The 22244-nt window shown below is 68.2% G+C and carries 23 protein-coding genes; all 23 read right to left on the bottom strand.

Annotated elements, in window-relative coordinates; translation table 11 throughout:
- Positions 1-8: 8 nt before the first annotated feature.
- The 23 genes from IEX18_RS04495 to IEX18_RS04385 all read right to left on the bottom strand — a co-directional run bounded on the left by IEX18_RS04495 (position 9) and on the right by IEX18_RS04385 (position 21625).
- A complete protein-coding gene (locus IEX18_RS04495; RefSeq protein ID WP_188657482.1) occupies positions 9-3383 on the bottom strand; it encodes a hypothetical protein in 3375 nt (1124 codons plus the stop codon).
- Entirely contained in the window at positions 3380-8671 is a 5292-nt protein-coding gene (locus IEX18_RS04490; protein WP_188657481.1) for a phage tail length tape measure family protein, read from the bottom strand. The genes IEX18_RS04495 and IEX18_RS04490 overlap by 4 nt, the downstream gene beginning before the upstream one ends.
- 30 nt (positions 8672-8701) lie before the next feature.
- Positions 8702-8992: a hypothetical protein gene (locus IEX18_RS04485; protein ID WP_188657479.1), complete on the bottom strand. Its 291-nt coding sequence runs from the start codon at positions 8990-8992 to the stop codon at positions 8702-8704.
- A 137-nt stretch (positions 8993-9129) separates the two neighbouring features.
- Positions 9130-9540: a hypothetical protein gene (locus IEX18_RS04480; RefSeq protein ID WP_188657477.1), complete on the bottom strand. Its 411-nt coding sequence runs from the start codon at positions 9538-9540 to the stop codon at positions 9130-9132.
- A gap of 97 nt (positions 9541-9637) precedes the next feature.
- Entirely contained in the window at positions 9638-10078 is a 441-nt protein-coding gene (locus IEX18_RS04475; protein WP_188657475.1) for a hypothetical protein, read from the bottom strand.
- Between the two features lie 68 nt (positions 10079-10146).
- Positions 10147-10365 (bottom strand): hypothetical protein, encoded by a 219-nt coding sequence (locus IEX18_RS04470; RefSeq protein WP_188657473.1) that lies wholly within the window; start codon positions 10363-10365, stop codon positions 10147-10149.
- An 11-nt stretch (positions 10366-10376) separates the two neighbouring features.
- Positions 10377-10775, bottom strand: coding sequence for a hypothetical protein (locus IEX18_RS04465; protein ID WP_188657471.1), 399 nt, complete (start codon positions 10773-10775; stop codon positions 10377-10379).
- Entirely contained in the window at positions 10772-11254 is a 483-nt protein-coding gene (locus tag IEX18_RS04460) for an HK97 gp10 family phage protein (RefSeq protein ID WP_188657469.1), read from the bottom strand. The genes IEX18_RS04465 and IEX18_RS04460 overlap by 4 nt, the downstream gene beginning before the upstream one ends.
- Entirely contained in the window at positions 11254-11598 is a 345-nt protein-coding gene (locus IEX18_RS04455) for a phage head completion protein (RefSeq protein WP_188657467.1), read from the bottom strand. The genes IEX18_RS04460 and IEX18_RS04455 overlap by 1 nt, the downstream gene beginning before the upstream one ends.
- The gene (locus tag IEX18_RS04450; protein ID WP_188657466.1) at positions 11595-11909 is read right to left on the bottom strand and encodes a head-tail connector protein; all 315 of its coding nucleotides are present in this window, start codon (positions 11907-11909) and stop codon (positions 11595-11597) included. Before IEX18_RS04450 ends, IEX18_RS04455 begins: the two co-directional genes overlap by 4 nt.
- Positions 11906-12415 carry a hypothetical protein gene (locus IEX18_RS04445; protein ID WP_188657464.1) on the bottom strand — a complete coding sequence of 170 codons (510 nt, stop codon included), beginning with the start codon at positions 12413-12415 and terminating at the stop codon, positions 11906-11908. The genes IEX18_RS04450 and IEX18_RS04445 overlap by 4 nt, the downstream gene beginning before the upstream one ends.
- A gap of 66 nt (positions 12416-12481) precedes the next feature.
- Entirely contained in the window at positions 12482-13735 is a 1254-nt protein-coding gene (locus tag IEX18_RS04440; protein ID WP_188657462.1) for a phage major capsid protein, read from the bottom strand.
- Between the two features lie 82 nt (positions 13736-13817).
- On the bottom strand, positions 13818-14537 hold the full coding sequence (locus IEX18_RS04435; RefSeq protein ID WP_188657460.1) for a head maturation protease, ClpP-related: 720 nt from the start codon (positions 14535-14537) through the stop codon (positions 13818-13820).
- Positions 14527-15900: a phage portal protein gene (locus tag IEX18_RS04430; RefSeq protein ID WP_188657459.1), complete on the bottom strand. Its 1374-nt coding sequence runs from the start codon at positions 15898-15900 to the stop codon at positions 14527-14529. Before IEX18_RS04430 ends, IEX18_RS04435 begins: the two co-directional genes overlap by 11 nt.
- The gene (locus IEX18_RS04425; RefSeq protein WP_229664357.1) at positions 15897-17672 is read right to left on the bottom strand and encodes a terminase large subunit; all 1776 of its coding nucleotides are present in this window, start codon (positions 17670-17672) and stop codon (positions 15897-15899) included. The genes IEX18_RS04430 and IEX18_RS04425 overlap by 4 nt, the downstream gene beginning before the upstream one ends.
- Positions 17673-17715: 43 nt before the next feature.
- Positions 17716-18186: a P27 family phage terminase small subunit gene (locus tag IEX18_RS04420; RefSeq protein ID WP_188657455.1), complete on the bottom strand. Its 471-nt coding sequence runs from the start codon at positions 18184-18186 to the stop codon at positions 17716-17718.
- A gap of 30 nt (positions 18187-18216) precedes the next feature.
- On the bottom strand, positions 18217-18594 hold the full coding sequence (locus IEX18_RS04415; RefSeq protein ID WP_229664356.1) for an HNH endonuclease signature motif containing protein: 378 nt from the start codon (positions 18592-18594) through the stop codon (positions 18217-18219).
- A gap of 145 nt (positions 18595-18739) precedes the next feature.
- Complete coding sequence (locus IEX18_RS04410; protein WP_188657450.1) at positions 18740-19231, bottom strand: MarR family winged helix-turn-helix transcriptional regulator; 492 nt, start codon at positions 19229-19231, stop codon at positions 18740-18742.
- A 122-nt stretch (positions 19232-19353) separates the two neighbouring features.
- Complete coding sequence (locus IEX18_RS04405) at positions 19354-19596, bottom strand: hypothetical protein (protein ID WP_188657448.1); 243 nt, start codon at positions 19594-19596, stop codon at positions 19354-19356.
- A gap of 109 nt (positions 19597-19705) precedes the next feature.
- Positions 19706-20365 (bottom strand): hypothetical protein, encoded by a 660-nt coding sequence (locus tag IEX18_RS04400; RefSeq protein WP_188657446.1) that lies wholly within the window; start codon positions 20363-20365, stop codon positions 19706-19708.
- On the bottom strand, positions 20362-21000 hold the full coding sequence (locus tag IEX18_RS04395; RefSeq protein WP_188657444.1) for a DUF3164 family protein: 639 nt from the start codon (positions 20998-21000) through the stop codon (positions 20362-20364). Before IEX18_RS04395 ends, IEX18_RS04400 begins: the two co-directional genes overlap by 4 nt.
- Positions 20997-21227, bottom strand: coding sequence for a hypothetical protein (locus tag IEX18_RS04390; RefSeq protein WP_188657442.1), 231 nt, complete (start codon positions 21225-21227; stop codon positions 20997-20999). The genes IEX18_RS04395 and IEX18_RS04390 overlap by 4 nt, the downstream gene beginning before the upstream one ends.
- Before the next feature lie 11 nt (positions 21228-21238).
- A complete protein-coding gene (locus IEX18_RS04385) occupies positions 21239-21625 on the bottom strand; it encodes a LexA family transcriptional regulator (RefSeq protein WP_188657440.1) in 387 nt (128 codons plus the stop codon).
- Positions 21626-22244: the final 619 nt, after the last annotated feature.

Here is a 22244-nt window from a genome sequence, read left to right as displayed (position 1 = left end):
AGCGGTCCCTAGATCGCGACCCAGGTGACCTTCAGGTCGATCCGGGTGACGGTGTAGCTGGCGGCGACCTGCCGCTGATATTGGTCGCCATCGAAGGTGTAACCGGAGTCGTAGGACCCGCGGTTGATCCGGGCGACGAAGCTGGGCGTGAAGTCGCTGTCGGCGATCACGCGATCGGACGCGTTTGCCCGCGGATAGTAGATGTTACCCTGGTTGTCGGTTGCGCCGAGGAACAGGCCGCCGTAGCCGCCGACATACTGAGTGTAGGCCGGTCGGCCGTTGACGGTCGAGGTGAAGCCCTGCCCCTCGTTGGTTTCTAGTAGGATGACCGCCTCGTAGATGAAGCGGCCGGTCGGCGGGATCGAGGGCAAGCCGAGCGACCAGGGGATCGTGATGGTCTGGCCCTGCGCCGGCGTGATCGACCCGTTCCAGGTCGATCGAGCCTCGCGCGCCATGCTCGCGCCGTTGAAGGCACGCGCAGTGACTGTCCCGTTGATCGTGAGGTTGCCATCGATCAAGCCGTTGCCGCCGAGCTGCCACGCGCCGCCATATTGATCCGACCAGAGGCTGAGCGAAGCCCGCCCGTTGCCGGCATCGGCGATGATCCGCACATAGGCAGCCGTCTTGCCGTTGAGGCCGGCGATCGCGCCTGCCTGCTGGGTCACGGTCGCCCGGCTATCGTTGAGCGACGCCTCGACATTGTCGACCCGCTGCGATGTTGCGAGCGTGCCGTCGCTGGTTACCCGCTCCAGGCTGCCCACACGGCCGGTGACCCCGCCCACCGACGCCTCGATGTTGCTGGCGCGCTGCGCGGTCGCATAGCGGTTCGGCAGATCGGCGAGCGTGTCCTCGGTCGTCTTGATCCGGGCGGTGATGCCGGGAAGAGCCGCGTCGGCCTTGCCGGCCTTGATCTCGGCGTCGCTCGCCGGGCGGACTGCGCAGCGGTACCAATCGATCGTCTTGGCAGCGATCTGCTCCGCTGGGAGCCATCCAGCCCAGCCGTTCATAGCGTGCCACGCGCTGCGCGTGACAGTCAGCTGCATCAATTTGGTGAAGCGGCGTCGACCGGTTCGCGTCGCCGACACGTCGCCGTTCATGTCGGCCTCGGTGGCAAAATGCAGGCCACCATCACCCGAAATCGTCAACCCGGCACCTGCGTAGCTGCCGGCGATCAATTCGACCTCGGCGTCGAGGACGTACCAGCCAGGGTAGAATGGCAGCGGCGAGTCCGCGAGACCCGTCGGCTGGGCTGCCGCGCTTGAGATGCGAGCAACATAGCCCGACACGCCGTCCGCCCGGGCGCGACGCTCGATCGTTGCGATCTGACTCCACCACTCCCAGCTGAGCGGTAGCCCAGCAGCATCCTGCCAGACGGCGAAGGATGGATTGCGGTTGACGATCCCGGCCGTGCTGCTGGCCGTCGCCTCCATGAGGCTTGTCCGCGACGCGAGCGCCTGCTGCCCCAGCACAGCCGCCTGCTCGACCCGCTGGATCTCGGCACGAGCGACCATGTCGACGCCGTCGCTTCCCCCGCCGCCCTCGGCGATAATGTCATCGATCCGCTTGCCGAGCGCGTTTTCGCGATCGACCGCGGCCTGTTCCTTGGTCGAGATGACCGCGCGCAGGTTCGTGTCGGTGGTTGTCACCGAGGCGCTGACCGTGTCGATCCGCGTGCCGAGCGCAGCGTCGCGGCCGATCGCCGCCTCGTCGACGCGCTTGACCTCGGCCTTCACCGCCGTGTCGTCATAGCCGCCCGACGCGGACAGGTTGTCGATGCGCTGGTCGACGCGATCGACTTCGGTCTCGATCCGGCTGAGCGCGAGGTCGGCCGCAGCGCGCGCCTCGGTGATCCGCTGCCCGGCCGCCGCGCCCGCCGCGTCGATCGCGGGGATGGTGACGGTCTCGAGCGTCTGCAGGCGGCCGGTCAGCTCGCCCGCCGGCACGCCGCCCACCGCGGCCGTGTCCTTCGAGGTGTTCTCGCCGGTGACGTCGGCATTGTTCGCCGGCTTGGTGCCGGCAGGGTCGGTGATGTCGGGCCAGGCGACCGAGCCGAGGCCGCTCGAACGCGTCGGCGCAGCCTTGCTCAACCCCTCGACCGCCAGAGACATCGTCGACACGCTGGTACCGACCGTGATCTCGACGTCCTTGTAGAAGCCGAACACGGTAAGCGCGTCGAGCGCGAAGTGGCCGATCCAGAGACACGGTCGCGCGCGCAGCGCCGCCAGGCGGTCGGCGACCAGATCGATAGCGGCCGTGCTGATCATCGAGCGTGCGGCCATTCGCTTCGCCCAGGCACGCGGCACGACGGTGGTCTCGCCGAACTCGTCCGTCTCTTTCTTCGAATAGTCGATGATCCCGGCGGTCGGCGCCGTCTCGGTGACCCCGAGGCCCTTCAGCTCGCCCAGCAGCAGCGTGCCGATCGTCACCGTGCCGTCGCCCGCCTCGAGACTGTCCTGCCAGACACGCTGGTCCAGCCACTGCGCGCCGTCGTCCCAGCGCTGCGGACCCGGGTTAGCTGCGGCGACCGCGGCAGTGACCGTCACATCGGCGCCGGCCGCGACCGCGAGATCCAGGAAGAGCGCCTTGCCCGACGCATCGGGAACCTGCGTCCGGTCATACCCCGGCGCCTGCACCCGCACCGTGGCGGCATTGGTGTCGAGGATCGCGACGCCAGATGCCGCCCGCGGCGAGCGCAGGACAACGACGACATCGCTGCTCGCGATCGTCGAGGTGCCGAGCGCCTGGTCGAGCATGGCGAAGCGGTTGGTCGGCCCGACGTCGAGCCATTTGCCGCCGGCGCCGGCGGGATCGGCTCCTACGTTGCCGTCGACCAGGTTCTCATAGATCCGGTGGCTGGCGGCGAGGATAACCTGCGCGCCCTTCTGGTACGTGGTGCCGGCCGACCATTGCGGCGCATCAGCCTCGGCGACGCTGCTCGAGATCAGCACGCCCGGTCCGACGATCACCGAATCCAGCACACGCAGTGAGGAGGCCCGGCCGTCAGGTGCGGGATCATCGCCCGGATCGTCGAAGCTCTCGCTGGTGGCGACGCCCTCGATCGTCAGGGTGCAGGTTGACAGCGATGCCGCGGTGAGCTCGAAGTCCTTGTAGAAGCCGCGGAACGCCAGGCTGCCATGGCGGGCATCGGCAATCCAGGTCGCCGGCGTTGCGCGCAAATCCGCGAGCGTGCGCTGCACGGCGTCGATCGAGGCCATGGGCATGGCGAGGCGGACAGACATGCGGCGCGCGAAGGCCCGCGGAACGACGGTGGTTACCCCGAAGTCGTCGGTGACCCGCCGACTGTAATCGATCAGATTGACGGTGGGCGACGCTTCGACCGAGCCAAGCTCGACCTCGGCGCCGCTGTCGTAGACGACCTTCATGCGGCCACGACCTGGAAGGCGTCACCCGTCTCGCCAGACACGCGCTCGAGCACCTTCGCGGAGCGGGTCGCGGCCGCGGCGGTGTTGGCGTGGCCGGCGCTGTTCTCGGCACGCATCGCGGCGATCTCGTCGCGCAGGGCTCGCAGATCCGATGCGCTGCCATCGCTCGAGCTGGTCGACGCCGGCGCCGCGGCCTGCGCCGCAGTCGCCGCAGCCGCCATGGTGCCGGCGCCGGTGAGCGGGTTGCCCTTGGCGATCGCCGCGATCACCGCGTTGGTCGCCTCGAGGCTGGCCGCGGTCTGTGCCTGGACGCGGTCGAGCTCCTGCCGGCTGGTCGCGGCATCGCCCGCCGCCTTCAGCAGCGCCTGGCTGAGCCCGGGCAGCAGCTTGGCCGCATCCTGGTCGCCGCCACGTGCCGAGGCGGTCGCCGCATTGAACGCGCTGAAGGCCGAGGCGAAGCTCGTCCCGCCGCTGCCGTCGGACAGGCCGCGGATCCGGCGGATCTCGTCCTCGATGCTGTTGCCGACCGACGTCCACGCCTCGCGCAGCTGCTCGGCCGCCTGCGCGGCCTTCTGCGCGTCCTCGATCGCCCAGACCTGCTCCTGCAGCGCGCGATTCGAGACGTCGACCTTGGCGATGTCGAGCGCCCGGATCGCGGCCGTGTCGCCGTTGAGCTCGAGGATCCGGCGCTGCAGATCCTGCCGCTCGGCGAGGATGTCCGCGGCCGACTTGGCGCCGGTCATCGCCGTCTGCAGATCCGCGAACGCCGGCGCGAGCTGCAGCAGCGTCGCATAGGTCTTCTGCCCGGCCAGCGTGGTGAGGTCCTGCGCCTCGACCAGGGAGCGGAAGCCCGCCAGGCTGTCGGGCAGCACCATGCCCAGCTCGACGAACACGCGGCGCAGCTGCGCGGTCTTGGCGGCGGTCTGCTCCTCCTTCGAATAGAAGGACTGGAAATAGGCATCGGCCGCGCTGGTCATGGCGCTGATGCTGTCGAACTGCGCGGCGACGCCCATCTTGGCGTCGACGCCGAGCGCGCGAGCCGAGAGGCCGAGCTGGTCGAAGCTGGCGGTCACCGCCTCCACCGTCGACGACACGCGCACCAGCGTCTCGAATGCGCCCTCGCCGACCTTCTGGAAGCGCTCGATGCCCGGGAAGGCGGCAGCCGCCATCCCGTCGGCCGCGGCGCCGAACACCGCGGTGAGCTTCTCCTGAATCTCGGTACCGGTCAGACCCTTCAGGTCGATCTTGCCGATGTTGACGACAAAGCCCGATACGCGCCGCTCGATCTCGGCGGTCGACTCGCCCAGCGGCTTGGCCGCGGCGCCGATCGCGCTGTTGAAGTCGCGCAGGATCAGCGTGAACTGGTTCTCGAGACCGGCGTCTGCCCCGGTGAATTTGGTCGAGTAGGACGTGCCCGTCGTGATCCCGAGGAACTTCTTCTTCTTCTCGACATCCGAATAGTAGGACGCGTCGAAACCGTTGTTGACGATCGAGCCGACCGTCTGCGCGCCGCCATAGAGGCCGTTGCCGATCACCTTGGTGGTGCTGCCGAACAGGCTCGAGAGCAGCCCGCCGACCAGTGGGATCCCGCCCAGCACCTTGCCGATCAGGTCGGGCTTGAAGCCGACCGATGCCTGCGCGTCCGCATTGACGTTGCCGGCGCGCACGACCAGCGCCGCCACCCCGCCGATCTGATTGTCGATCGATCGCAGGCTCGCGGCCATCTCGCGCGAGGTGCCGAGCATCAGCGTATCGACGTCCTTCAGCGCATCGAGCCCGCGCTTGAGGCTCTCCGACTTGGCCGCGCTGTCGCCCAGCACCGTGCCGGTACCGTCGTTGGCCTTGGCGAGCGTGCTCTTGCCCCCGCCGCTGCCGACGATCGCGATGCCGGCCGCGACCAGCGCAGCGCCGGTTGCGGCCATGGCGGCGATGTTCGCCGGGAATGGCAGCTTCGACTGCGTGGCGATGCCCTCGGCGCCGGCCGCCGCGGCGCGCGCACCGCTGTTGGTGACCGACGTCACCGTTTCGACCATGTCCTGGGCGATCGAGCGCACGGACATGGCGAACTCGACCGCGCGGAAGACCTTCTCCGCGGTGACCATCGCCTTGTAGCCCTTCGACTTCTCGTCGAAGAAGCCCTTGGCCGCCGAGGTCATGTCGCCGAACGCGCCGATCTGCGCGGTCGCGGACTGCAGGGCAAAGCGCTCGTTGGCGCGCGCGATCGTCCGCTCGTTGCCGCCGGCGGTGGAGATGCGCTGCTGGCGCTCGGTCTCGAGGCGGGTGCGGTTCGCTTCGAAGCCGGCATAGATCGTCGCCATGTCGCCTATCGCGCGGCCGGCCTCGCCGAACGCATCGGCCATGCCGCGGCCGGCATTGGCGACGTTGGTCGCGATCAGGTCCCACTTGTCGGCCGCCCACGTCAGCTGCTCGTTCTGCTCGCGCAGCGCGGCCGTGTTGATGACGCCCTGGGCGGCGATATCGCCCTGGCTCTTCACCCAGGCGGCAGCGTCGGGCCCGGTCATCTTGCGCGCGCGGGCTTCCTGCTCGGCCTTGAAGACGGCCAGGGCGCGGGCGCGGGCGATCTCGGTCGCGCCGATCAGCCGCAGCTCCTCGCGCATATAGTCGAGCTGGTCCTGCGAGGCCGACTTGGCAGCAAGGATCTGGCTCTTGTCCTCCGACGTGTTGAGCTGGTCGCGCGCGCCGCGCTGGGCATCGAGCGCGTCGCGGGCCGCCGCGGCTGCGGTGAGGAACTGCTTCTGGCGGGCAAAGTCCTTCCGACCCGCCGCCTCGGCCGCCTTCAGCTCGTTCGCCTGCGCCGCGGCGAGCAGCGGCAGGTCCGCAAGGCGCGCGCGCAGCAGCTCGCCGGCCTGTTCGGCCGGCACGTTCCCCGCCGCGACCTCGCGGTTGAGCGCGTCCTGGATGCCGGCGCGCTGGCGCATGCTGGCGGTGTCCTGCGCGGCCGCGGTGACCCGCTCGGCAGTCGCCAGGCGGATCTGCCGGTCGACAAAGGCCTGGACGTCACCGCGCTTCTTGATCGCGTCGGTCTCGGCTTTGACCTGCGCTTCTGCGATCAGGACGGCGCCGTTCGACACGCCATAGGCATCGGCGAGCTTGTAGAGGTTGCGGATCTGCGCCTCGGTCGCCTCCGCCTCGCGCGCGAGGTTCTCGGCGCGGTGATCGACCTTGGGCTTGCGGTAGCGATCGGCGACGCGATTATAGGCGTCCATCGCCTGCGTCTCGCGCTCCTGCTGGGTCAGGACCTGGGTGCCGAGCTGCAAGCGGGTGATCTGCCGCTGGGCGGCCGCCTTCTCGGTCTGCGTCCGCGCGCCGGCGAGCTTCGCTTGCGCCTGCGCAACCAGGTGCGCGCGCTCCTGCGTCGATATCCAAGCGCCCGACGCATTGCGGTTCGCGTTGATCGTGTCCGTGACCGCCGAATAGTCGTGGCGAAGCGCCTGCACCTGGGCGGCGGTCAGCCCGGTGGTATCGGCGAGGCCCTTCTGCAGCACGCGCTGCTGCGCCAGCAGATCGTTGAACTGGCGCATGCCGGTTGTGTTGAGCGACTGCGAGGCGTTCAGCGCGGCGATCTGGTCCTGGTTACGGCTGGCGTTGGGGCTCGGCGCCATCGGCGCCTTGTTGCCGGTGCCGATCAGGTTCACCGCCCAGTCGCCGGCGTTCTTCTTCAGCCAGGCATCATAGGAGGCGCCGGCTTCCTTGATCCGCTGGTCGAGCCGGCCGAACACGGTCGCGACACCCGACACGGCAGAGCCGAGTAGATCCATATAGTGGGTGAGGCCCGTGGTCTCGCTGGTGTTGGCGGCGAGGTCGCGCGTCAGGATCCGCGTCAGCTCGGCCGCGGCCTGCTCCTGCTCGCCCATCGCGGCGAGCTGGCGGATATGCTCGTACTGCGCGCCGGTCAGGAGGCCGAGCTGCTGGGTGAAGGTGTCGGCCGCGCGCGCGGGATCCGCCATCGCTTCGGCGAGCGCGGTCTGTGCGGCGGGCACGTCCTGACCGGTCAGCTTGGCGTAGCGCTCGACATTGGCGGCGAGCATGGTGAGCGTCGCCGAGCCCTGGACGCCGGCCGAGACGAAGGCGTTGACGCTGTCGCGCGCACTGCCGAGCGACCGGGTGCCGAGCGTCGCCGCGGCCTCCGAGATCGCCTCGAGCTGCTTGGCCGTCTGGCCCGACGTCCGCCCGAGGCCGACCGCGGTCGTCTCGAAGCGGCGCATCGCCTCGCCATAGGAGCCGAGCGCGCGCACGACGGTCACCAGCACCACGGCGGTACCGGCGAGAAGGGCATTGGTCGGCGTGATCAGCGCGCCGAGGCGGCTGAAACCGGCGACGCCATAATCGACGACGTCGAGGCCCATCTGCCGGAAGGCGGCGCCGGCGCTGACACCGCGGGCCTTGGCCTGGTCGAGCACGTCGTAGATCTGCGGGCCCTGCTGCACAAGGATCATGAGCGGGTTCATGCCCATCGCAGCGGTGACGCCGATGTCCTGGAACTGGCGCGACAGGTTCAAGGTCTCGGCCGCGGTGAAGCGCTGGGTGACAGCCAGCCGCTGGTTGGCATCGGCGAGCTTGTCGGCGCCGCCTGCCGCGCCCGCGACCGAGCGCGCATGCATGGCGAGGGCATCGCGGGCGCGCTGGACCTCCTGCGCATATTCGCGCTGGTGGATCACGCCGGCGTCTAGCAGACGATTGGCGCGATCGATCTCGCCATCGAACTTCTGCTGCGCGAGGAACATGGGATCGAGCGCGGCGCGGACCTGATTGGCCTCGGCCGCCAGCGTTGCCTCAGCCTGCGCCGCGTCGCGCGCGGCCTGGGCAGCCTTGCGAGCCTGCGCCTCGAACATCGCAAAGCCCCGGGCGGCCGCGCGCTGCTCGCGCTCGAGCTCGCCCAGCGCCGCGTTGGCCTGGCGCAGCGCCGCGGCCACCGCCGGCATGCCGGCATCGTCGGCCGCCGTGGCCTTCATCTCGGCGCGCATGTCCCGCAGCTCCGATCGCGACTTGCCGAATTCGGCGATCGAGCGGTTGAGCGCGAACGTCATCTGCTCGGCCGACTTGCCGATCTGCGCATTGGTGCGCGTCGCGACGTTGCCGAACGCCTGGAACTGGACCGTCGCCGCCCCGAATGTCAGCCCGTTGACGGAATGCTCGACCCTGCCGGCGCCGCTGATGATGTCACCGGCCGCCTCGTTGAAGGCCTGGTGCACGGCGTTGATCTCGGCGCGCGCGCTGCCAGTGGTAACGTCGAGGCCTACCTCCAACGCGGGAGCTGCAATGTCCATGAGCATGCCTCCCGCGTTGAGGGTGGATCGTCAGAAGAGCAGATCGAGCGCCGCGACCTCGGCCGCCTTGGTCGCTTCGTTGGCCTCGCCCAGCCAGGGCGGCGGGCAGGTGTCGCTTTCGGCGCGATGCCCCTCGGCGACATAGGCAACGGAGAGCGCCCGGATCAGGCGCTTTTCCCAGCCGGTGATGCGAACGGTGCTCGACCGCTCCCATTCGTTGATCTCGCCCCACGACAGCGGGACGGCCGCCATGCCGTTCGACCCGGTCAGCCCGATCTCGGTCAACCGGTCGACGACATGCGGCATGATGTTGGGCGGCATCTGCGGAACGACGCCCGCTTGCTTCGCCTGTTCGAAGCGGCTGATCGCGGACGCAAGGTCGAAACCCTGCGCTCGCTGTGAGCCGGGCGCCGGCCGCGGCTTGGCGTTGAGCCAGGCCAGCTGCCGGACGAAGAGCGTCAGCTCGTCGGCGATGCGGGCGCGAAGTTTCCCCAGTCGTTGAGCTTCGCGGTCACCTGGTTGGGGATGAAGCCGAGCTTGCGGTTGCCGTAGATCGCAAGCGCCAGATCGCGGCCGGTCTTCCCGTCGCTGGTCAGCCCGTCGATGCTGTGGGTGATCTCGGCGAGGTCCTCGGCGGTCTGCGTCAGCCGGTCCTCCGGGGTCATGGCGACCCGCTTGCCGTCGTTCTCGTCGAGCCGCTTCATCGCGCGCTGCGTCTGGCGGGTCTCGAGGCGCGCATAGGCGTCGCTGCTCGGGCCATAGACGGTGATCACGACCGGGGTGCCGTCGTTCTTGTAGAGCGGATTGCCCTTGGCGTCCTTGACGTGGATCGGGCAGGTGTCTTCGACTTCGAGGGTGGAGATGTCCACGGTGTTCTACCTTTCGCGGGAAGGGGTGCGCCGCCCGCCCGTCACCCGCGATGGCGGGGCGGGCGGCGCGGGGTATTCCGGCTGGGCCGGAAAGGGGTCAGGCCGTCAGGATCGGCGTGTTGATCTCCATCACCGGCTGGGCGGTGATGATCGAGTTGGCGGCGCCGATCGTCTCGGGGAAGCCGAACACGCGGACCTGGCAATAGCCGATGCTGCCGTCCGGCTTGATGATCTTGGCGGCGTAGAGCGCGTTGTTGTCGGGCGCGGCCGCGGTGCGGACCAGATTCTGACCGGCATCGGTGCTGTCGACCTTCACGGTCGGCTGCAGCTGACCGTAATTGGTCGGGCCCTTGTACTTCTCCATCGCGCCATCGAGCGGCGTGAAATTCACGACCTCGGTCGACGCGCCGAAGGTGCCGATCGACTCGATGCCGCCGATCGTGGTGTAGGTCAGCGCGCCATACGCGGCAAAGGTCTGCGCGGACGGGACGCCCGCGGAAATGGCGAGCTTCGAGCCCGCCGCAGTCGAGGATGCCATCTTCTATTCTCCAGGTGGCGAGCCGGCTCGGCCGGCGGGGCAATCCTGTCGCGGGCAGGAAAGGGGGATCAGGCGGCCGGCTTGTCGGCGCTGGCGAGGCGGGCCGCGACATAGTTGGCGATCTCGCCGTCCGAGCATTCGGTCAGCTCGGCACCGGCCTTGAACGACCGGGTGGTGCCGGCATCGTTGAAGTCGCGGGTGGCGAAGTGCGGCGTCGACTTCGCGGCGGGCGCAGCCGTGGTCGTCTCGGCGCCGTTGGTCGGCGCCGGGGTGGTCGTCTTGGTCATGATTGCCTCCTTCAGGCGGGAGCGTCGAATGAGACGCGGAAATCCTGGGCTTGCTCGAAGGTGTTGCCGGGGCCGATGACGTCGGGCCCGGTGCCTGCGGTCAGCACCGAGATGTTGCGGGCGTCGCCGATCGCCGTTGCGATCACGCCCGCGCATGCGCGGCGGATCAGCTTCATGGCGATGACTTGGTCGCGGTAGGTTTTCGCCCGCACGGTGACGGACACGCGTTCGGTCGAGCGGACCAGCGCCTCCTGAGCGAGCGTCTGATAGTCGATGAGGCTGATCGAGCGGACGAGGATCCCCAGCTCGCCCTCGGGCAGCATCCCGGCCTTGATGCTCTCCGCCGGCCAGGCATCGGTGAGGTCAGCGGAGCTGCGCAGCAGCCCGCCGATGACGTCGACGCCGTTCATGCCTCATCGTCCTCGGTATCGGCTGGCCCGACGATGCCGGCGGGCGTCACGCGCGAATTGATGTAGGCCTGCGCCGCGCTGACGGCCTCGCCGAGCTTCGTGTCCAGCGCCGGCCGGAGGAACGGCTCGCGGCGTGCGCCTGGATGATCGACTGTCCTGCCGACCAGCTTCGCGTCTACCACCAGCGAGCCCTTGCGGGTCGTGATGACGTGCGGGCTGGTGCCATGCTCGGCCCATATCGCTAGCGACCGCGGCCACTGGCCGACGATCGTCACGATGCCCGACACCCGATCGGGCGCAGCCCTCGTCTTCACGCGGACGCCGTCGCGGATATCGTCCGACCAGGTCCGCAGCTTCGCCTCGCCGGCTATGACGTGGGCGCCCGACCGGGCCGCGCCGCGCAGCAGCTTGGTCTCGATCTCCGCCGGCAGCGTCTCGAAGAACCGGTCGACGGCCTCCTGGCCTTTGACGGTCGGCATCAGGAGCCGCCCGCCGGGGTAAATTCTTCGACGATGAATTCGGCCGCGTTGAGGTGCTCGACGCGCGCCGGTCCGCTGATGATCTGCATGACCCGCGACCGCCCGACGAACCGCATGTCGGGCGTGATGTCGGCCCGATAGTCCATCCGAACCCGCGCCCTCCACGCGGAGCTGGAGTATCCGTCCCGCTGCTGCTCGCCGCGGCTCGGCAGGATGTCCAGCACCTCGGCATAGACCTTGCGGACCGCAATCCAGGACGTGGCGCCGGCGCCGTCGAAACTGCTATCCGCGACGGGCCGCTCGATCGTCAGTCGCGTCTTGAGACGCCCGCGCGGGATCATCATTCGCTTGCGAAGACGCGCAGCGGGTTGAGCAGCCAGGTCACGCCCTGCGGCATCGAGGTGACCTGCTGGCCGACCACCGCGCCCTCGCGGTTGCCGTACCAGGTGCCGACGATCAGGCGCACGGCATGCATCACGGTCGCGAGATCGTCGCCGGCAACAGCATCATCGCCGATGACCGCCCGACCGATCTGCAGCTCGACTGCACGGCGTGCGGCGACCAGGAGCGACGTCAGGTAAGCGTCCTCGTCCGTGTCCTCGGGATCCAGGCGCAGATGCCGCTTGATATCCTCGAGGGACACGGGCTCGGTCACGCGAGCAGCTCCCGCGCTGCGGCAACGGCATCCGGATGCGGATCCACGCGGCCGGCAACGCGCAGCTGCTCGATTGCGTCGGCGGTGTCGGTGACGATGTCGTTCACCTCGCTATCCGCAAAGGCGACCAGCACCCGGGCATCGACCAGCTGGTCGGCGTCGCTGGAGCTCTCGTCGGGCTGTTCATCGCCCGCATCCGCGGCGGGGCCAGCCGGCGCAGCGGCGTCCGACTGCGGCGCGGTGTCGGCCGCGATCGCCGCCGGCGGGGCCGGCTCGGTCACGACGTCTGCCGCAGGCGGCGTTCCGCCATGGTCGCTCGCCGCATCGACGACGATCGCGGCGGGAGGCGTCGCCTCCGACGTCTGCGGAGCGGCGGACGGCGCATCAGCAACGATCGGGGCCGGGGCTGCCGCGGCGAGCGCCGGCGGGACGGTTGCCGATGCGGCAGCCGGCGTGGTGATGATTGCGGCCGTCGGGGCAACGGGCCGGCGTCTCGGTTTGGCCATGCTGGCCTCCTGCGATGCGAGAAGAGGATGCGCGGCGGGCGCGATGTCCCGCCGCGCGAGGGCGGCTTACGACGCCGAGTTTTGGTACGCCTTCACCGGCGCGCCGGCGGTCACCAGCTTGCCGTCGTGGCGGGACCAGGCGAGGAAGCCGATCTGGCCCTTCTTGGTGTAGGCGCTGTCGTCGAAGCGGAAGAGCGTCACCTGCATGATGTCGCGGATCATGTAGGAGGACAGGTCGCCGAACAGGATCGACTTCGCCGAAGCCGCCATCACCGGCATGTGCTGGTTGATGGTGTACTTGTAGCGCAGGAACGTGTCCGGCTCCTTCGCCGTGTAGCCGGGCAGCCACAGCGGACGGCCGTCATTGTCCTTCAGCCGCTTCAGGTCGCGCAGCGTCGAGTCATGGAACATCCAGCCGACGCCCGGCAGCGAGCGATAGGCCGGGTCAACCGAATGCTCGAGGAAGATCAGGTCGTCCGGCGACACCGACGTCGCCGAGCCCGTCAGGCCCGCCCGACCGACCGGCGCGGCGGTGACCAGGCCCTGCGGCTTGCCGACGCCGTCGCCCAGCGTGAAGTGGCGGTTGGTGATGCGCGCGATGCGCATCGCCAGCGCGCGGCGGACGAACGCCTCGACGTCGATGCCGGGGCCCTGGTCCTGCAGCAGCTCGAAGGGGATGGTCACGACCTTGGAGCTGTACTTGTAGGCGCCGATCTGGGTCGTGCCGAAGGTGACGTCGCTGTCGGCCGCCGCGACGTTCTCGGGCACGATCTCGCCCTCGGCCGCGGTCTCGTCGACCGTCGGCCAGGGCAGCGGGTTGCCGCCCGCGGTCGAGAAGACGGTCGCGACGTCGCGCATGCCGCCGAACATCGCCAGCGCCTCCAGGAGCTGGCCGCCCCAGCCCGCCGGGACCAGATAGCCGCCCGACGCCGGCGAGCCGATCGACTGGGCGTTCTGGATGGCGGGGCCGGCGATCAGGGCCTGCGTCTCGGCCTGGGTCATGCCGCGCTCACCGCGCAGGATGAAGGCGCGGAAGGCGTTGTTGTAGCGGTCCTGCTGCTCGCGCTGCTCGGGATTGAGCTGCGAGCGGACGCGGTCGTCCAGCTCGCGGCCGGCGTCGTCCTGGGCGGCGTCGCCATCGATCTGCGCCTGGCGCTCGGCCGCGGCGATGCTGGCGTCGATGCGATCGATCTCCTCGTAGATCGCGTCGACCTTGTCGCTGATCTCCTTGGTGTAGCCCGCACCGGTGTTGGATTCGATGAGGTTGCGGGCTTCCGTCGCCTTGGCGGCGCGCTGGTCCCGAAGCGCCTTGATGTTCATGGGGTCTTCTCCAGAGAAAAGGCCCCGCCGCGCGGCAGGGCCTTGAGGGGTGCCGGGGGGACCGGCGCCAGGGGTGAGCGGCTCAGGCCGTTCGGTCGTAGAGCCCGAGGCGAGCCAGGGCGCGGTGCCGCGGCCCTTCGTCGATCTCGGGCTGCTTCTCGGTCAGCGCCTTGGGCGCATTGGCGAACGCGGAGAGGTTGAAGGCGCGGGCCTGTGCCTTGGCCTTCTTGCCGGTCACCGCGATCACGCTGTCGGCAAAGCCGGCGTCGACCGCCTCCTGCGCGCCGAACCAGGTCTCCGCCTTCATCCAGGCGCGGATCTCGTCGGCCGACTTGCCGGACCGTTCGGCATAGCCGTCGACCAGCACGTCATCGATCTTGCCGAGCAGCTCTGCCGTCGCTTTCAGGTCATCGGCATTGCCCATGACGAAGGTCCAGGCCTGATGGATCATGTAGAAACCGCCCTCGGCGATCTCGACCGCGTCGCAGGCGATCGTCAGCGCGGTCGCGGCCGAGGCGGCCAGGCCATCGACGCGGGCGGTGAAGGTGGCGGGATGGTCGGCGATCGCGGTCATCATGGCGCGCGCCTCGAACACGTCGCCGCCCGGGCTGTTGATCCGGATGAGCACCTTGGGGGTGGTGACCGCCTTCAGCTCGCGGGCGAAGTCGGTTGCCGACACGCCCCAGAAGCCGTCGATCACGTCATAGACGTAGATGGTGGTGACGTCGTCGGCGACCTCCGAGCGGATGCCGGCGCCGGTCCCTTCATTGTCCCGGGCAAGGGCGAGCAGCTTACGATTCATCGGCGGGGTCCTTTCGGGGGGCCGGCGGGGGATCGCTCGGCTCGTCTTCGTCGTCGGCCAGCGTCTGGCGATCGTCGGGCTGGGCGCCGGCGGGCGGGGTTTCGGGCGGGAAGTAGACGCGGTCGCCGCCCGGAATCGGGGGCAGGTTCTTCTTCCGACGGACCTCGTTCTGGCTCATCCAGCCGGGCAGCTGGTTGCCGCCGAGCGCGCGGGAGAACAGCTCGCCCTGCGACTTGCTGTCGCCGACCTGCAGCGCGTCCGGATCGAAGTCGACGAAGAGGTTCGGGATCCTGGCGCCGATGATCGGGAAGAGCTTGCGGGTCAGCTCTTTCGCGAAGCGGCGCATGTGCGGCATGACCGTGTAGAGCTTGAAGCCGATCGTCATCTGCTCGATGCCGGTGCCCCAGGTGGTGGCTGCCGAGGTCTCGCCGATCATGTGCGGCGGGGTGCCGAAGATCCGGGCGACGTCGACGACGGAATATTGCAGCAGCTCGAGCAGCTGCGCGTCCTTCGCCGTGATCGAGACGCGCTTCCACTCGGCGCCGTTCTCGAGGATCAGCGGGTTGTGCGCATTGGCGACGCCCTGCGCCTTCAGCCGCAGATATTCTTTGAAGGCAGCGCGCTGCTCCTTGGTGACCACCTGGTTCTCAGGAAACGAAAAATAGTCGTTGGTGAGCAGGCCGCGCTCGAACTGGCCGGCGGTATAGTCGCGGGTCGCGATGTTGATGCCGATCGCCTTCGCATGGTGCGAGATGGCGGACAGGCCCTTGATCCCGCCGGCGTCGCGCCCGGGCCCGCGAAAGTGGAAGACGTAGGAGGCCTGGTGATCCTCGTTCGAGCCGTCCTCGTTGGTGAAGCGGTACCAGACCGAGCGATCGGTCGACCGGAACGGCAACACGCGCGCCGGCGGGTAATAGTCGATCCGGGTGATCGTGCCGTTGCGCGCCTGGCGCATGAGGCCATAGCCGTTGCCGGTCAGCAGCATGGCGATCGCCTGGAGCTCGATGAACTCCGGCCCGCTCATGTCGTCGTTCGGTTCGACCTGCAGGAAGCGGTTGAACGGGTGGTCGGGCACCTCGCGGCGCATGCCGTTCGGCAGCCGCTCGTAGACGCCGAGCGGCGCCGACATCATCGTGCCGGCATTGAGGGTCACGCACCGCCACACCGCGGTCGAGCGCATCGACGTCGCCGGCGTCACGGTGACGCCCGCTTCCTGGTAGGATCCGCCGAACCACTCGAAGATATCGGCGTCGCCGGCGATCACCGCGGCGCTGCTCGAGTCCTGGATCTCGGGTACCACGCGCGCGGCGTTGCGGGCGGCCTCGGCCTCGGCCGCCCGCGACGACAGACGATATCCGCTCATGCTTCGTCCTCGTCGGCATCGAGGTCGACGAAGAAGCCGCCCTCATAGCTTTTCGCCTCGAGCTCGGCGCCATCGGCCGCGCCGGCGCCCATCGCCGAGGTGACGATCCCGTCGATCCGGCCGCGCGAGCGCTTCTTGCTGAAGGCCCGGTTCTCCTGCCCGTCGGTGTCGATCGCGGCGTTGGACGCGCACGAATAGGTGACGGGCGAGTTGTCGATCACGATCGTCCCCTTCAGGATGCGGTCCTCGAACCGCTCGATCGAGCGGGGCATGCAGTACTGCTTGCTCTCGAACATGACCTTGGTGCCCTGGGCGTGACGCACCAGCTTCAGGCCGTTGCCGGCGGGCTTGTCCGGGCCTTCGAAGGTCCAGACCGACAGCCCGATCTCGCCGCAGGCTTCCAGGAAGTCGGCGAACTGCGCGATATCGAACGTCAGCTCCTGGACGTTGTGCGTGGCGCACAGCTCGGCGACGCGCGCGGCCGGGAAGGTCTTGTGGATCGTCGCGCCCGGTACCGCGGTCAGGAAGCCCGCCTCGACCCAATCGTCATAGGGCGCCTGGTCGCGCTTCGCGCGGTCGACCAGCCCGTCCTCGGTCGTCCAATACCAGGTCTTCTGCCACAGGATCCCCGCGCCGTCCCGCCAGGTAGCGGTGAGCGCGGTCAGGTCGTTCTTCTTCGACAGGTCGAGGCTGAGATAGCAGGGGCAGTCGCGCAGCGCGGCGATCGTATCGTCATCGATGACGTCGAGCACCGCAGCCCATTTGTCCTCGCGGATCCAGAAGTCGGCCGCGCCGGTCGGGATGCCGAAATAGAGCCGCTTGACCGAGGCCGCCGTCGACAGCCGGGTCTGCGCGGTCGCGACCTCCTCGCGCAGGTTCTGGACCGGATAGGTGATGCCCAGCGCCGGCAGTGCCTTGGGCCAGCACTGTTCGTCCGTGAACACCGTCTCGTGGTCGCGCTTGTCGACCCGGGCGACGAAGGAAAACTGCGTGTCGTCCTTCACGTCGCCCTTGGCGATCGCGATCGCGGTATTCGAATAGGACGTGCCGACCAGCTGCGCCGTCGCCGGCGTGTTGGTCCCCATCACCATCATGGCGCTGCCGGCAACCTTGGTGATCGCGCGGCGCCAGATCTCGATCTGGGTGTCGACGGTGAACTCGTGGATCTCGTCGGCCAGCACCATGCGGGGCCGCGGACCGGATTGCTGGGCGCCGCCCGCGAGCGGCAGGAAGAAGGACTGCGAGCCTGGGTGCTCGATCTTGTGGGTGTTGTCGCCCTCGCCCCGCAACAGTACCTTGCCAAGCTGCGCGAGCGTCTCGCCCTCGTCATAGCCCGGGATCTGCGCCCGGCACATTGCGGTCGCGTCCTTGAAGAGGACGTTGGCCGTCTGCTTGTTCGCCGCGATCGAGTAGATCTGCGCGCGGGCAAAGCCGCACCAGCCCATGGCGTAGAGGCCGAGGCCGGCCATCATCGGCGACTTGGCCTGCCCCTTGCCGGTTTCGACGAAGCCGGTGCGGAAGCGCCAGCGGCCGTCCGCATTGACCCAGCCCATCAGCGAGCCGACGCAGAAGACCTGATAGGGCAACAGGTTGAACGGCTGCCCGGCTGCGGGACCGTCGGTGATCGTGAACACCGACGGGAAGAAGTTGAGCGCGCGCTGAGCAAGCTCGGGGCGGAAGAAATAGCCGCGGCGCTCGGCGTCGCGCAGATCGCGCAGGTGCCGCTCGGCCGCGTAGCGGACCAGGTCGCCGACGACGAAGTCGCCGGCCACCGCCGCCTCTGCCCAGGCCGTGGTCGGATCGGCCGACCGCCTCCTAGCCGCCCGGGCCAAGGAACGCGTCGGCGCCGGCGGTGCGCTGGCGCTGCTTCGTCACCTTGGCGACCTTGCCGCGCCGGCCGGGCGACAGGCCGAGCTGCGCCTCGAGCCGCTCGGTCGTCTTCTCCGCCTCCCGCATCGCCTTGTAGTGGATGGACAGGCGGGCGATCGCCTTCGGGTTTTCCTTGTTCGGCTCCTCGACCACGCCCTCGGCGGCCAGCTGGCGGGTGCAGCGGTCATAGACGAGATAGGCGAGCACCAGGCGCTGGATCGCGTGGCCGTTCGACGACGACAGGATCTGGCGCTCGGTCATCTCGCCGACGATCCGCCGCCAGTGTTCGGCCGCGACGGCACGCTCGGCCGCATCCGGCAGCAGGATCTGCCACGCCGGCTCCGCGACGATGCTGGTATCGACGGCCGGCACCGCCGGCGTGCGTCGCCGCGTGGATTTTGCAGGGGCTTTCGCCATCGCAGCTACCCCTTCTCGACCCCGAACTTTTTACTTTGGAAATGCTCGCGCAGCGCAGGAACCTCCGTGTTCGGTCCTGCCCCCGGCGGCCTCTCGACTTTCGCCCCCCCCGGGGGGTGTCACCCGTCGCCGCGACATAGGGCTTACGGGCGCGCTCTGGCTCCACGGATGGCTGGCGCTGGTCGGCCGGCCCGTTCGATCGACGCCAATTGCCCGCGCCTGCTGGCCCTTGTCCTTCAGCCCCTTGGCGTCGGAGCAGGCTTGGCAGAGGAGCTGATAGTTGGACCGCTCGCCTGTGCCGCCCTCTGCCAGCGGCTTGACGTGGTCGGCGATGCGGCCCAGCGTGGTGCGGCCCTGTCGCCGGCATTCCTCGCAGACCACCACGGTCTTAAGGAGGTGCGCCCGCATCCGATCGTGGGCAGCGCCATAGCCGCGCGACTGGCGGCTGGTGGTAGGCCAAGCCATAGCGATCACCCCCGGGAAAACAGCGGTGTCTGCACTTGAGCATTGATGCCCACCTCTCAGGGATTTCAGCAGAGACAGGCGAAAAAGATTACAGTCTCTGCACCGCGCCGAACATGGTGCGGCCTTCCTCGCCAATCAGGTGCTGGAGCACCGACCAGAACCCGCGAACCGCCTCGCCGCCGGCCGCCGAATAGGCGTGGGCGACCTTGCCGTGCAGCTCCTCGAAGATCGTCCTCTCCAGGGCGGCGCCTTCGTCCGTCAGCCGCAGCAGGCGATGCCGTCGGTCCTTCTCGCCCACGCGCTGGATCATCAGGTTGCGCGCGATCAGGTCCTTGGCGACCCGATTATAGGATTGTTTGGTGATGCCCAGGATCTGGTGCAGCTCGGACACGGTGATGTCCGGCTTGCGCTGAACGAAGTACATCACCCGGTGATGCGCACGGCCGAGCCCCGCCGCCGCGAGCCGCTCGTCCGCGCTCTTCAGATATCTTGTATTGGTGAAGAAGATCAGGTCCATGCCACCGCGGATCGCATCCTCCCGCAGGAAGAGGTCGGGCGATGGGAGGAGAATGGCAGTCATGCTGCCGCGGATGGCAGCTCGGCGGGAACATAGCTACCGCGCACCCTCAAGGTTGCCGATTTGTATACCGCTGTGGCGCTGCAGACACAGGACGAACCAACCTAATAATAGGGGCCGATCCTCTACCAGCCTGCCGATATCGAACCATCCGCAAGCGCCACCATGCACTTTGGCGGGCATACGATGCGCGAGCTACCCCGAACCACGCTGCGTATCTCGTCAGCGGTGACCTCGATCTGGTCGTGCAGCTCCTGCCGCTCGCCTTGCGTTCGCTGCTGGGCGTCATAGCGGTCGGCAAGGGCATAGAGGCGGTCGGCCGCCAGGCGCAGCGTATCGCCGCCCGTGCGGGGCTTGGGTGCGGCCATTGCCACCTCCGGATCTGGATATGCTTACGACTTCCGCCGCGACACATCGCGGGGAAGGGTGGCGGGCGCGCAAGGGCAGGTGCCCCAGATCGTCTTTCCCGAAAGCCGCTCAGGCGGCGATTGTGCTCAAGGTGGACGGGTATACCCGCCAACCCTCAATTTTCCATGACTGCGTGCCGAAGCGCACATGTGCGTGCGCGCCATCGACGCTCTCCACCACACCGGGCACGCCGATCAAAGCCGGCATCTCTGCCACCTCGACCACCGTTCCGGGCGCGAGCTGGCAGGGCTTGGCGCGCAAGGCGGCGCGCTGTTTGCGCTCCAGCTCCCGGGTTGCCCGGCGTCGCGCCGCCTCAGACTTGATCGCGGCGATCCGGATCGCCTCGGCTGCGGCGTGGCTCTCCGCCTCGCGCATCGCCCTGATCACCGCTGCTTCCCGCGCCTCTTCCTCGCGCAGCCCGGCGATCTCGCTATCGCCGACCAGTGGCACGCGGCCGCCATGACGATATATCGAGAACGCCGGATGCGGGCTGGGCAGCTCCACGGCCGCAGCCGCCAGCCGCAGAAGATCGGCCTCGGCCGCGAAAACGAAGGTCGGTAGGATGGGCGCGTCCGTCGCGATCAGCCGCTTGCCGCTCGGCGTCTTTGCCGGGATCGACCGTCGCAGCACGCGCGCCGGCGTCCAGACGGCGAAGCCGGCCGCACCGAGCGACGCCGCCAGCGGCAGGGTCTGCCCGCCGCTCGTCCGCAGGATGAGCCACCGGCTCACGCCGAGGCGAGATCCAGCGGGATCGCTACCCATCCGGCGTCGGGCGCGTTGCGGTCATAGAAGCGGATGTAGGTGCGCGACCCGATCACGCGGATGCTGTCGCGGATTGCGTCCATCGCGCGTTGCCAGCGCTCGTCGTGGATTTCCACGCGGAGCAGCATGAACAGCCCGGCGTGGCTAATCTGCCCTTCCTTGTCGACGGAAAAGACACGGTTGACCAGCGCGCGGATCGCCTCGTGGCTCTCGGCCGACCATTCCAGCAGACATTCGTCGATCAGCTGCTTGGCGACCTGCAGCTCGGGGCCGAGCTCGCGCAGATCGGCCGAGGCGACCTGCACCTTGCCACACCCGTCGAAGGCGGGGAGGGTGATGTTGCCCTTCGCCCCGCCGATCGTCGCGCCATACTCCTGCGCCAGCAGCGCCTGCAACTCGCCCACGCGGCTGAAGCTGCGCTGCTTGAACGAGGCGAGATCGGCCGAGATCTCACGGGCTTCGGTCAGCTCGAGCCGGACCAGCTCGTCGATCAGCAGATCCACAGGCTTCACCGCGGTGAGCGGGACCAGGCTGCCCTTGGCATCGCGCAGGTACCAGATGCCGGCAACGTCGATCGCGGCGGGGTGCGGCTTGTCGCTCATGCGGCGATCGCCATGCCGCGGACGATTTCGCTGATCCCGGCGAGCTGGTCGGCCACGCGGCCAAGGTCGATCGCGTCCAGCATGGTGCGCACCTGCCGCTTCTCGATCGCCATCACGGTGCCCGGCGTCGCGTCGATCAGGGCATGCAGGTGCTGCTTGTCCATGGCCATGCGGTCGCCCGCTGCCAGGTCCATCACTTGCCGCATGCCATTCGTGTCGATCGCCATGGAGATCCCGCTCAGTCTAGATCGGGAGGTAGCTCCATCAGGGGCAGGACAGGCAGCTGCAGAAAGCTGCAGGGGGCAGGGGCCTCAAGCGGGGCAAGCGGGGCCGCGTGCCACCATCCGCTCTGCCCCAGCGCCTCATCGATAAGTATGCGGCAGGCGGTCAGGTCGCGCACACTGATGCCGCGATGCGACCCGGCGTCGCGCTCGATCACGCCCAGCTTCACCAGCTGGTCGACGAGCTGACGCGCGCGTCCCTCGCCGACCGCAGGCTTCATGTTGCGGCCGATCTCGGCATAGCTCGGGCTCGATCCCCGCCGCAGCCGCTCGATAATGTAGGCCAGCGCCTCGATGCGTCGGGGCCCGGCTGTGGGATGAAGCGCTCCCGACATGACGTTCATGATGTACCCCTTAATCGGAGAACGTATCGTGAATGACATGCGAGCGATAGTACCCTAATTCGATGAACGATTCGCCGGATTGAGGAAGGCTTATGTCGACTCACGAAGTTCCACACGTACGGGGACCATTGATACGTGTTCCGGGTTTTGGACGATGTATATATTGCGGAATACTAGGCTCGGATCAAAAGCTTACTGATGAACACATAATACCTGACGGTATCGCGGGCGACTACGTGTTGCAGTCAGCTAGTTGTTTGTCATGTGCTAAAATAATACAGCGGTGGGAGTCAAAGATTATAAATGGTAATTTTGGTCAAGCGAGACAGTTCTACGACATAAAATCAAGAAAAAGGCGAGGCTCCAAATATCGGGGGTATTCTCGCTTTTGGTACTCTGGCAGCTATGATGGCGGGGATGATGATACTATGCATCACCCGGTAAACAGCGATATGGTTTATGTCGTTGCGCTAGATCGGACGGGTTTGAGACCTTCTATACTGACGGATAATTTCGTTGGCATGAGCCCGCCGCGGTACCCATTCGGATCTCTGCACAACACCGATAAGTGGCCAAAGGATCGGTCTATCAGCATTCAGACGTTTTTTGGTGCTACAGA

Source organism: Sphingomonas metalli (assembly GCF_014641735.1).
Taxonomy (GTDB): Bacteria; Pseudomonadota; Alphaproteobacteria; order Sphingomonadales; family Sphingomonadaceae; genus Sphingomonas; species Sphingomonas metalli.
Note: the sequence above shows the minus strand (reverse complement) of the source record. Positions and strands in the feature narration are given on the sequence as shown.